This is a genomic window from Microbacterium sp. P2_F9 (assembly GCF_056403635.1).
Genome location: NZ_JBFUFC010000013.1, coordinates 25,968 through 36,696 on the forward strand (window position 1 = coordinate 25,968; position 10,729 = coordinate 36,696).

The following is a 10,729-nucleotide window of genomic DNA, read 5'->3' on the forward strand; positions in this document are numbered from 1 at the left end:
GTGGCCGTAACCGCACCGCAACAGCGGTAGGGCAAGGTTGAGGCTATGTCCATAAAGGTCGCGCTCGAGCATCAGACCACCTACGAGTTCGCCCGACCGGTGACCGTGAACCCGCACCTGGTGCGCCTGCGCCCCGCGCCGCACTCCCGGACCCCCATCGAGGCCTACTCCCTCGAGGTCAGCCCGCGCGAGCACTTCGTCAACTGGCAGCAGGACCCGTTCGGCAACTGGGCGGCGCGGCTCGTCTTCCCCGAAAAGGTCAGCCGCCTCTCGCTCACCGTCGGTCTCGTCGCCGACATGATGGTGATCAACCCGCTCGACTTCTTCATCGAGGCGTACGCCGAGCGGTTCCCGTTCGAGTACGAGCCTGCGCTGAAGGCCGACCTCGCGCCCTACCTCCGCCGCGTCGCCGACAGCGATCTGGCGGCGGATTGGAAGGCGCGGCGTCCCAACCTTCCCGCGGGCGGCGTGCCGACCGTCTCGTTCCTCGCCGATCTCAACACGGCCGTCTACCGCGACATCGCCTACGACGTGCGCATGGAGCACGGCGTGCAGACCCCMGATCAGACCCTCAACCGCCGCATCGGCTCCTGCCGCGACAGCGCGTGGCTGCTGGTCAGCCTGCTGCGCCAGCACGGTCTCGCGGCCAGGTTCGTGTCGGGCTACCTCGTTCAGCTCGCGCCGGACCGGCCCTCCTTGGATGGACCGAGCGGCACCGCGGTGGATTTCACCGACCTGCACGCCTGGACCGAGGTGTTCATCCCCGGCGCCGGCTGGATCGGCCTCGACCCGACGAGCGCCCTGTTCGCGGGCGAAGGCCACATTCCGCTGAGCGCGACCCCGCACCCGAGCAGCGCCGCCCCGATCACGGGGACCACCGAACCGACCCTGGTCACCTTCGGCTTCCGCAACGAAGTGCGCCGCATCCACGAGGACCCGCGGACGACGAAGCCCTACACCGCGCAGCAGTGGTCCCGCATCGACGCACTCGGCGGTGCGATCGACGAGCGGCTGAACACGCTCGAGCTGCCGCTCACGTTCGGCGGCGAGCCGACGTTCGTCGCGCTCGACGACGCCACGAGCCGACAGTGGAACACTGCCGCCGACGGTCCCGAGAAGCGCGAGCTCGCCAGCGCGCTCGCCGAGCGCCTCCGCGCCCACTACGCGGGCGGCGGAGTCATGCACCGCGGTCAGGGCAAGTGGTATCCGGGCGAGCCGCTCCCCCGCTGGAACATCTCGCTGCAGTGGCGCACCGACGGGGTGCCGCTGTGGCAGCATCCGGAGCTCTTCGCGGATCCATGGGACACGGCGGCCGATCCCGGCGCCGTCGACGGCGCCGAGCAGCTCGCCCGCCGGGTGACCGCCATCCTCGGACTCCCCGTCGGGCAGCTCGTCCCCGCCTACGAGGATCCGCTCGCCGAGCTCGCCGCCGAGGTGCGCAAGCCGGAGGGACCGCGACCCGAGGAAGCCGCGAACGCCGCGGCCGTCGCCGAGCTCGACGGCGCGGAGACGACGCCCGCCGGCTGGGTGCTTCCTCTCACGACCGACGGCGACTGGACGAGCCCGGCCTGGCGGTTCCGCCGCGGACGCCTCGTGCTTGCCCCCGGCACGAGCGCCATCGGCTTTCGCCTGCCCCTGGACTCGATCTCATGGGAGGACCCGGAGTGGCCCGGTGAGCCGTCGTACTTCGAGGCCGGCCCGCCGCTTCACCCCGGCGTTCCGAACGTCACAGTGGTCAGCCCGGACGGCGCTCCCCCCACGGCTCTCACGATCGAGGAGCGCGACGGGCACGTCTTCGTCTTCCTGCCGCCGACGCAGGAGCTCGAGGGCTACGCGGATCTGCTCCATGTCATCGAACTGGCCGCGGTCGACACCGGGCAGAAGCTCGTGCTCGAGGGCTACGGCCCGCCGCCGGACGCGCGGCTCACCCAGCTGTCGGTCACTCCTGACCCCGGGGTGATCGAGGTGAACGTGCAGCCAACGTCGTCGTGGGCGGAGCAGCGCGACCTCACGTTCGCGCTGTACGAGCACGCGCGCGCCATCCGTCTCACCACCGAGAAGTTCGACCTCGACGGCACCCACCAGGGCACCGGCGGCGGGAACCACCTGACCCTCGGCGGCCGGCAGCCAGTCGAATCCCCGCTCCTGCGCCGCCCCGAGCTGCTCGCGAGTTTCGTCACGTACTGGCAGCGGCATCCGAGCCTCTCCTATCTGTTCTCGGGCCGGTTCATCGGCCCGACAAGCCAGGCGCCGCGCTTCGACGAGGGCCGGCCCGAGGCCGTCTACGAGATGGAGATCGCGCTCGAAGAGGTGCGGCGACTGACCGCCGCGGCCGAGGGCGGCAGCCTGCTCCCGTGGGTCGTGGACCGGTCGTTCCGGCACCTGCTGACCGACCTCACCGGCAACACGCACCGCGCCGAGTTCTGCATCGACAAGCTGTACAGCCCGGACGGGAGCCGTGGCCGGCTCGGCCTGCTCGAGCTGCGCGGCTTCGAGATGCCACCGCATCCGGAACTCGCCCTCGTGCAGGCGCTGCTCGTCCGCAGCCTCGTCGCCATGTTCGCCGAGCGACCAGTGGTGGCACCGCTGGTGCGGTGGGGCACGCGGCTCCACGACGACTTCCTGCTGCCGGCCGGCACCATCCGTGACATCGCCGAGGTCGTCGCCGACCTGCGGGCGCACGGCATTCCGTTCGAGGAGACCTGGCTCGATGCGTTCAGCGAGTTCCGGTTCCCGCGCATCGGGATGACCGAGATCACCACGCCCTCCGGTGCCCTGATCGAGCTCGAGCTGCGCGCCGCGATCGAGCCGTGGAACGTGCTCGGCGAGGAGGCGCGCACGGGAGGCACGGCACGCTACGTCGACTCGTCGGTCGAGCGCGTGCAGGTCGCCGTGCGCGGCCTCGATCCGCACAAGCACCTGGTCACCTGCAACCAGGTGCCCGTGCCGCTCACCTCGACGGGCCGTCACGGCGAGTACTACGCCGGCGTCCGCTACCGCGCGTGGCAGCCGCACTCCGCGCTGCACCCGACGATCCCGATCCACGCACCGCTCACCTTCGACGTGATCGACGCGGAAGCCGGCGCGAGCCTGGGCGGTGCCACGTACCACGTCGTGCATCCCGGCGGCCGGACGTACGAGCGCCCTCCCGTGAACGCGAACGAGGCCGAGGCCCGCCGCGCGAGCCGGTTCGAACGACACGGGCACACGCCGGGACGAGTGGATGTCGCGGCCCTCCGCGAAGCCGCGCGCCGCGCCGAGAACCCCGACTACCCGCACACCCTCGACCTGCGAAGGGTTCCCACGACGTGACCGTGCTCCGCGACTACGCGACGGCGCTCGCGCAGCCCACTCTGCCGCTCGGCCCCGACGACCTCATCCGCTACGACGAGGTCGTGGCTCCGGACGGCTCCTTCCGTCCGGCCTGGAAGGCGATGGCCGCGCCGGCGCTCGCCCTCACCCCGCGCGAGCTGCGCCGGGTGGGCGGCGAGATCTCGCGGTTCCTGGCGGACGACGGCGTCACCTATGTGCCGCGCGGCGGCGACGCCCAGCCCTGGCTGCTCGACCCGGTGCCGCTCGTGCTCGACGCGCCGACCTGGACGCAGCTCGAGGTGGGGCTCGCCCAGCGTGCGGAGCTGCTCAACGCTCTGCTCGCCGATCTGTACGGCGACCAGGACGTGCTCCGCGACGGGGTGCTGCCCTCGGCGCTGATCTACGGCCACTCCGGGTACCTCCGCCCGGTTGCCCGCCCGAGCGCGCACGACGCGCGCCCGCTCCTGCTGTCGGCCACCGATCTCGGACGCGACGCCGCGGGCGAGTGGCGCGTGCTCGCGGATCGCGTGCAGGCCCCATCGGGCCTCGGGTTTGCGATGGAGAACCGTCGGGTGATCTCGCAGGTGCTTCCCGAGCTGTACCAGGAGAGCGACCTGCACCGGATGGACCCGTATTTCGCGGCCCTGCGCTCGGCTCTGCTCAACTCGGCCCATGAGGGGATCGAAGAGCCGCGCGTGGTGGTGCTTTCCCCCGGAACGCACTCCGAGACCGCGTTCGACCAGGCGTTCCTCGCGAACACCCTAGGCTTCCCGCTCGTGCAGGGCAGCGACCTCACGGTGCGCGACGGCTGGGTCTGGATCAAGCCGCCCGGCGGGCCCAAGGCGACCCCCACAGAGCGGGTCGATGTGATCCTGCGCCGCGTCGACGCCGACTGGTGCGACCCCCTCGAACTGCGCGGCGGGTCGCGGCTCGGCGTGGCGGGCCTGACGCAGGCCGTGCGACGCGGCCGGGTGCGGCTCGTCAACGGCCTCGGTGCCGGGGTGCTGGAGAACCCGGCGCTGCTGCCGTACATGCCGGCGATCTGCGAGCGCCTGCTCGGCGAGCGCCTGCGCCTGGAGTCGCTGCCCACCTGGTGGTGCGGCGATCCCGCCGGCCGTCAGGTTGTGCTCAAGCGCCTCACCGAAGACCCGGAGCGCTTCATGGTGCGCCCGATCGACGAGCCGCGCTCTACGCTGGCCGGCCTCAGCGCCGCCGAACTGCGCGCCAAGATCCTCGCGGCGCCGCACCGATTCGTCGGCCAGGACCGGCTGCCCCTTTCGCAGGCGCCGGTCTGGAGCGACGGGGATGGCGCGGATGCCCGCGCTCTCGTGCTGCGCGCGTTCACCCTGCGCTTCCGCTCCGCCTACCGGCCGCTGATCGGCGGTCTCGCGACCGTCCAGGACGGATCCCTCGGCCCCGTCACCAAGGATGTCTGGGTGCTCAAGGGCACCGCCGACGACCCCGATCAGGGCCTCGTCGAGGTCGCTCCGCTCGACTTCACCCCCACGATCCCCGCGCTCACCCCGCGCGCGCTCGAGGACATGTTCTGGGCCGGACGCTACGCGGAACGCGCCGAGGACCTCCTGCGACTCCTGCTCACGGTCGACGCGGAGTTCGACATCAGGTCGGTGACGGATGCCGATCACGGCGTCACGACGAGGGTGCTGATGTCAGCTCTCCACCGCCTCGCCGGAACGCGCTACACCGACCCAGAGCAGGAGCTGCGATCGCTCCTCCTAGACGCCGCCCGGCCGGGCTCGGCCGCGCACGCCCTGGAGCGGCTGCGCGACGCGCTGGAGGGCGTCCGCGACCAGCTCTCCAGCGACACCTGGCGCGTCTTCGCCCACACCGACCGCGCCGCCCGCGCCCTGCGCACCTCACCGCGCTCCCATGTGGTCGCCGAGTCGGCAGGTCGCATGCTCACCGCGATCCTCTCGCTGCAGGGCGTGACCGCGAGCATGATCCGCGACCCCGGCTGGCACATGATCGAAGCCGGCCGTTACCTGGAGCGCACGATGCAGCTGTGCGCGCTGCTGCAGGCCACGACCGCCACCCGGCACGGCGTCGCCCTCGACCGGGTGATCTGGGAGGGCGTGCTCAAGTCGGCGGAGAGCTCGGTCACGTTCCGGCGCCGCTACCGCGGCAACGTCCGCACCGCAGGCGCGCTCGAGCTGCTCCTGCGGGACCTCGACAACCCCCGTTCCTTCGCGTTCGCGTTCCGTGAACTGCGTGGGCACCTCGCGGCGATGCCGTCCTCGACCGGTTCGACCCGGCCGGAGCGCATCCTCGAGCACCTCGAGACCGCACTCGAGAATGCCGACGTCGCGGCGCTGGCCGCGGCATCCGGTGCCCGTCGTCCGCGGCTGGAGCGCTTCCTCGAGGAGTTCGCCGAGCAGCTCCCCCGGCTCGCGATCGCGATCGCCGACCTGCACTTCGCGAGCGGACCGCCGCCCCAGCCGCTCACGTCGCTGTCGCTCATCGAGCTGGTGGGCTGACATGCGCTATCTCGTCTCGCATCGCACGGCGTACACGTACAGCTCGCCGGTCAAGGACAGCCGTGGCATCTACCACCTGTCGCCCCGCGAGCTGCCGTGGCAGGAGGTGGCCACCCACTCCGTCACGGTCGAGCCGGCACCCGCCGACCTCAATCGCGACGGCGATGTGCACGGCAATGCGGTCACCTACTTCCAGGTGACCGAGCCGCACAAGCAGCTCGTCATCACCGCGACCACCGAGGTGACGGTGGTGCCTCCTCGGTACGACGAGGACGCCCTCGCCACCCCCTGGGAGAACGCGCGGCCGCTGCTGCACGCGGAGGTGACGGATGCCTGGGCCGCCGTCGAATTCGCGCTCGAGTCGCCGCGGGCAGCCCACGCCGACGGCGTCGCCGCGTACGCCGCGGTGTCTCTGACCCCGGGCCGACCGATCGGCGAAGCGGTCACCGACCTCATGCACCGGATCCACGCCGACTTCGACTACGACAGCACCGCGACGACGGTGACCAGCTCGGTCGCGGAGGTGCTGCGCAAGCGGGCAGGCGTGTGCCAGGACTTCGCGCACTTCGCGCTCGCCTGCCTGCGCAGCCACGGCCTCGCGGCCCGCTATGTCAGCGGCTACCTCGCGACGCGGACGACCGCCGGCACCGAACGTGTCGTCGGGGCGGATGCCTCGCACGCGTGGCTCGCGGTCTGGATGCCAGGTTCGCCCGACTGGCTCGCCATCGACCCGACGAACAACCAGTGGGCGGGCGAGCGCTACGTGACGGTGGCGTGGGGACGCGACTACGGCGATGTCTCGCCGGTCAAGGGCGTGATCTTCACGAAGGCGAAGAAGTCGACGCTGCGCGTGGCAGTCGATGTCGCGCCGCTGGCGGATGCCCCGGCCGGCGGCCCGTCCGAAGCCCCGGGAGGCGCTGAACTTCCGTAGCGGGCACGCCGGTGTTACCTTGTAGCTCTATGTACCTAACACCTCTAGGTATACGGGAGTGAACAATGCACATCGGCAAAGACCTCGTCGCGGCCGCCGCGACACCCCTCGTGCTCGGCATCCTCGCCGAGGGCGAGTCCTATGGCTACGCCATCCTGCGGCGCGTGGGCGAGCTCTCCGAAGGCCAGCTCGAGTGGAGCGACGGGATGCTGTATCCGCTGCTGCACCGTCTCGAGCGGCTCGGGCACGTCGAGGCGACCTGGGGGGCATCGCCGACCGGGCGCCCACGCAAGCACTACCGCCTCAGCGCCAGCGGATCGGCGGCAGCCGCCGAGCAGCGCCAGCAGTGGGCCGTCGTGAGTGAGGCCCTGAGCCGGGTGTGGAGCGGGCCGGACGGCCCCACCAACCGGCAGCTCGCGTGGGGAGGCGCATGATGGCTCCGACCGAAGAGACCGAGACCCAGATCTCCACCTGGCGCTCGTACCTCACCCAGGGCAGCGCGATGACGCCGACGGATGCCGATGAGCTCGAGGGACACCTGCGCGACCAGATCGACTCTCTCGAGGCATCCGGACTCTCCGCCGACGAGGCGTTCCTCGTCGCGGTCAAGCGGATGGGTGCGCTCGACGCGGTGTCCCGCGAATTCGCGCGCGAGCACTCCGAGCGGCTGTGGAAGCAGCTCGTCGTCGGCGAACCGGCGGCCGCCCGGGCGGGCGCGAACGGTCTGATCCTCGCGATCTCGCTCGCGGTCGCCGCGGCCGTGACGATCAAGCTGCCCGCCCTGCTCGGACTGGATCCCACGGGTGCGTTCACGGTGCGCACTGCTCCCGTGCTCGTGCTGATGTACCTGGCGGCGTTCTTCCTCGTCCGCCGGCGGGCGGGGATCGGCACCATCGCCGCGGTCGCGGTGCCGTTCGTCGGCATCGCCGTCATCCTCAACGCATACCCGTTCGCGGAGGACGGGATGACGCTCCCGCTCGCCGTCATCCACTCCGTGGTCGTGCTGTGGATCGTCACGGGCATCGCCTACGTGAACGGACTGTGGCGCTCCGCCACCGCGCGGATGGACTTCGTGCGCTTCACCGGCGAGTGGGTGGTCTACCTCGCCCTCATCGCGCTCGGCGGTGGAGTGCTCGCCGCCCTCACGATCGGCGTCTTCGGCGCGATCGGCCTCGACGCGCAGCCGTTCGTCGAGAACTGGCTGATCCCCTGCGGGGTCGCCGGCGCGGTCGTGGTCGCCGCCTGGCTGGTCGAGGCGAAGCAGAGCGTCATCGAGAACATCGCGCCGGTGCTCACGAGGGTGTTCACTCCGCTGTTCACGCTGCTGCTGCTCGTGCTGATCGTCGCGGGCATCCTCCAAGGCGGGATCGCTGCGGCCTCCGACGTGGAGATGTTCGGGTCGGGCGATCTCATGGTGATCTTCGACGTCGTGCTCATCGTCGTGCTCGGGCTGCTGCTGTACTCGCTCTCGGCACGGGATCGGGATGCCGCGCCCTCCTGGTTCGACGGACTGCAGCTGGTGATGGTGCTCCTGGCGCTCGTGATCGACGTCATCGTGCTCGTCGCGATGATCAGCCGGATCGGCGAGTTCGGCGCGAGCGCGAACAAGCTCGCCTCGCTCGGGCTGAACCTCATCCTGCTCGCCAACCTGGCAGGCGCGGCCTGGCTGCACTTCCGGTTCCTGCGGCGCCGCACCCGGTATTCGACGCTCGAGCGCTGGCAGACGTCGTATATCCCGGTGTACCTCGTGTGGGCAGCGGTCGTGGTGGTGGTCTTCCCGCCGGTGTTCGGCTTCGCGTAACGGCGGCGAGTCCGGTCGCTGAGCGCAAGCCCGGTCGCTGAGCTAACCCCGGTCGCTGAGCTTGTCGAAGCGTCCGGCGGCCCTTCGACAAGCTCAGGGACCGGCCCGAAGCGTCCGGGCGGCCCTTCGACAAGCTCAGGGACCGGCTGTGCCGCCCGACCTCAGATCGCGAGGAGCCGGTCGGTGTCGCCGTAGACCTCGAGGCCGGCGCATTCGGCCGTGCCCTCGAGCAGCACCGTGCCGTCATGGTCGAGGTGCCGGAAGGCGACGCGGGCGTCGAGGGTCTCCTCGACCCGCTGGTGCATCGCCGTCCGCAGCGGGGCGTGCAGCAGCCCGCCGCGCACCCGCTCGGCGTCGAGTTCGAGCACCCCGTCCGGCCCATCGACCGTCCAGCGCACGTGGGTGTCGTCGATGATCAGCCGGCGCTCCTTCGAGCGGTTGTAGGTCGTCCACTTGTGCAGGCGCCCGCCGTGGCGGAACCCGATGATCGAGCCCCGGAACGAACCGCCGAGCCACGGGATGATGGCGACCGACGCGATGAGCGAGGCATCCGTCCCGTCGCCCGTCGCACGTGCACTGAGCCCCGTCGAAGTGTCGATGTGGTTGCTCGCGAGCCAGACGTAGCCGGCGGGGAAGGCCTTGCCCCAGTCCTTCTCGATGTATCCGCGGCCGCCGTCGAACGAGGTCGCCGCACCCTCGACCTCGAGCGTGCCGGCGAGGCCGTGGCCGAACGACACGATGCCGTGGAAGCACTCCATGAAAGGCACCAGGCCGTACCAGCCCATGATGCCGGGCTCGCGCACCGTCACCGGCCATGGCTCAAGGGGGCTCGTGTAGTCGATGCGTCCGCGCAGCTGGGGCAGGTCCAGGGTCACGCCATCCGGCGCGAAGCAGTTACCGGCGATCCGCACGTCGAACCCGTCGTCGGAGGCCACCAGCGCCTCGGCGGGGAACCGGTGATACCAGGACCGCCCGGTGAGCCCGTCGAGCACCTGCACGAACGCCTCGTCGCGGGTGCCGCCGCCGTCGTCGCCCGTCGCGAGGCCGCGGAAGACGCCCGGGATGACCGCCCAGCGCTGTGCGCGGTCCGCGCTGACGAGCTTGATGTACCAGCCTTCGAAGAAGCCGCTGCCGACGCCGCGACCGTGGAACGCCTCCGGATGCTTCACTCCCCGCAGGAAGTCGGCCGGGGTTCGCATGGGCCCACCCTAGGGCGACCTCGGGCGGACCGGTGTGGATAACCCGCGCGCAGAGGTGACGCAAGTGGCTGCATCGCCGCTGGCGGTCTCAAGTTTCTAGAGCAACACCGGTGATTGCTATCGCCATCATGGCGACTGGGTTGCGGAAGCCGTGGATCGCACGGGGGCGGATGTTCAGCAGCTTGGTCTGCGCGATCTCGTCGTTCGAGACGTCGTTGAAGTTCGTGCCGTCGAGTCATGCCGCGCGCCGAAATCGGAGCCGGGGTGGATCGACATCCGCCCAGGCGTATCTGAGCGGGAGGCGCGCAGTCAAGATGATCGGGTCGCCCTGCCCTTCCGGCGGATGCAGGACGAACTCGCCGAGTCCGGTGCGGGTGATCCGCCAGCCGCCGTGATGCAGCGCCATGTGGTGATAGCGACACAGCAGAATCCCACGGTCGACGTCGGTGCACCCGCCCTCGGCATAGGGGTCGAGATGATGTGCTTCGCAATACGAGGGCGGTCGATCGCACCCGCGCCATCGGCATCCGCCGTCGCGGATCGCGAGGGTCAGGCGCTGTTTCGCGGAGAACAGGCGCTGCTCTCGTCCTAGGTAGAGCGGATTGCCGTCCCGATCGATCGTGCACTCGATAGTGCCGACCTCGCAGGCCTGCTGTGCGATCAGCCACGCCGGCACGGCGGTCTGGTCGTCTTCGGTCAGCCCCACCGCAGCCCGGCCGTTCGCCTCCGACGCACGCGCTGCCTCCGTGACGAGCACCCGCACGCCTGCCTGCTTCGTCCCGAAGACCATCGCAGGGTCGGCGAGCGCTCCTGCGCGCATCACATCGAGGAACAGGTCATACGCAAGCTGATCGTTCGTGCGCGGATCGGCCACGAGCTCCTCGGCGCGGGACTTCTCCGTCGGATCGACGAACCGTGGGCCACCGCGCCGGGGACGGAGTGCGCTGTCGAGGATGGTCTGCAGCCACGTGCCACCCAGGTCGTCGAAGAC

The 10,729-nt window shown here is 70.7% G+C and carries 7 protein-coding genes; 5 read left to right on the forward strand and 2 right to left on the reverse strand.

Annotated elements, in window-relative coordinates:
- The first annotated feature begins 45 nt into the window (after positions 1-45).
- The 5 genes from AC1DVT_RS02705 (at position 46) to AC1DVT_RS02725 (ending at position 8,539) form a co-directional block, all read left to right on the forward strand.
- Positions 46-3,312 carry a transglutaminase family protein gene (locus tag AC1DVT_RS02705; RefSeq protein ID WP_477386306.1) on the forward strand — a complete coding sequence of 1,089 codons (3,267 nt, stop codon included), beginning with the start codon at positions 46-48 and terminating at the stop codon, positions 3,310-3,312.
- Complete coding sequence (locus AC1DVT_RS02710; protein WP_477386308.1) at positions 3,309-5,807, forward strand: circularly permuted type 2 ATP-grasp protein; 2,499 nt, start codon at positions 3,309-3,311, stop codon at positions 5,805-5,807. The genes AC1DVT_RS02705 and AC1DVT_RS02710 overlap by 4 nt, the downstream gene beginning before the upstream one ends.
- 1 nt (position 5,808) lies before the next feature.
- Positions 5,809-6,738 (forward strand): transglutaminase family protein, encoded by a 930-nt coding sequence (locus AC1DVT_RS02715; RefSeq protein ID WP_477386310.1) that lies wholly within the window; start codon positions 5,809-5,811, stop codon positions 6,736-6,738.
- A gap of 65 nt (positions 6,739-6,803) precedes the next feature.
- Positions 6,804-7,172 carry a PadR family transcriptional regulator gene (locus AC1DVT_RS02720; protein WP_457098862.1) on the forward strand — a complete coding sequence of 123 codons (369 nt, stop codon included), beginning with the start codon at positions 6,804-6,806 and terminating at the stop codon, positions 7,170-7,172.
- A complete protein-coding gene (locus AC1DVT_RS02725) occupies positions 7,169-8,539 on the forward strand; it encodes a permease prefix domain 1-containing protein (protein ID WP_477386312.1) in 1,371 nt (456 codons plus the stop codon). The genes AC1DVT_RS02720 and AC1DVT_RS02725 overlap by 4 nt, the downstream gene beginning before the upstream one ends.
- Before the next feature lie 161 nt (positions 8,540-8,700).
- On the opposite strand, the gene AC1DVT_RS02730 is transcribed toward AC1DVT_RS02725, so the two are convergent.
- Together AC1DVT_RS02730 and AC1DVT_RS02735 are read right to left on the reverse strand one after the other, a co-directional pair.
- Positions 8,701-9,738, reverse strand: coding sequence for a tocopherol cyclase family protein (locus AC1DVT_RS02730; protein ID WP_477386314.1), 1,038 nt, complete (start codon positions 9,736-9,738; stop codon positions 8,701-8,703).
- Between the two features lie 235 nt (positions 9,739-9,973).
- Positions 9,974-10,729: HNH endonuclease signature motif containing protein (locus tag AC1DVT_RS02735; protein WP_477386315.1), on the reverse strand; the 756-nt coding region annotated here is incomplete at its 5' end.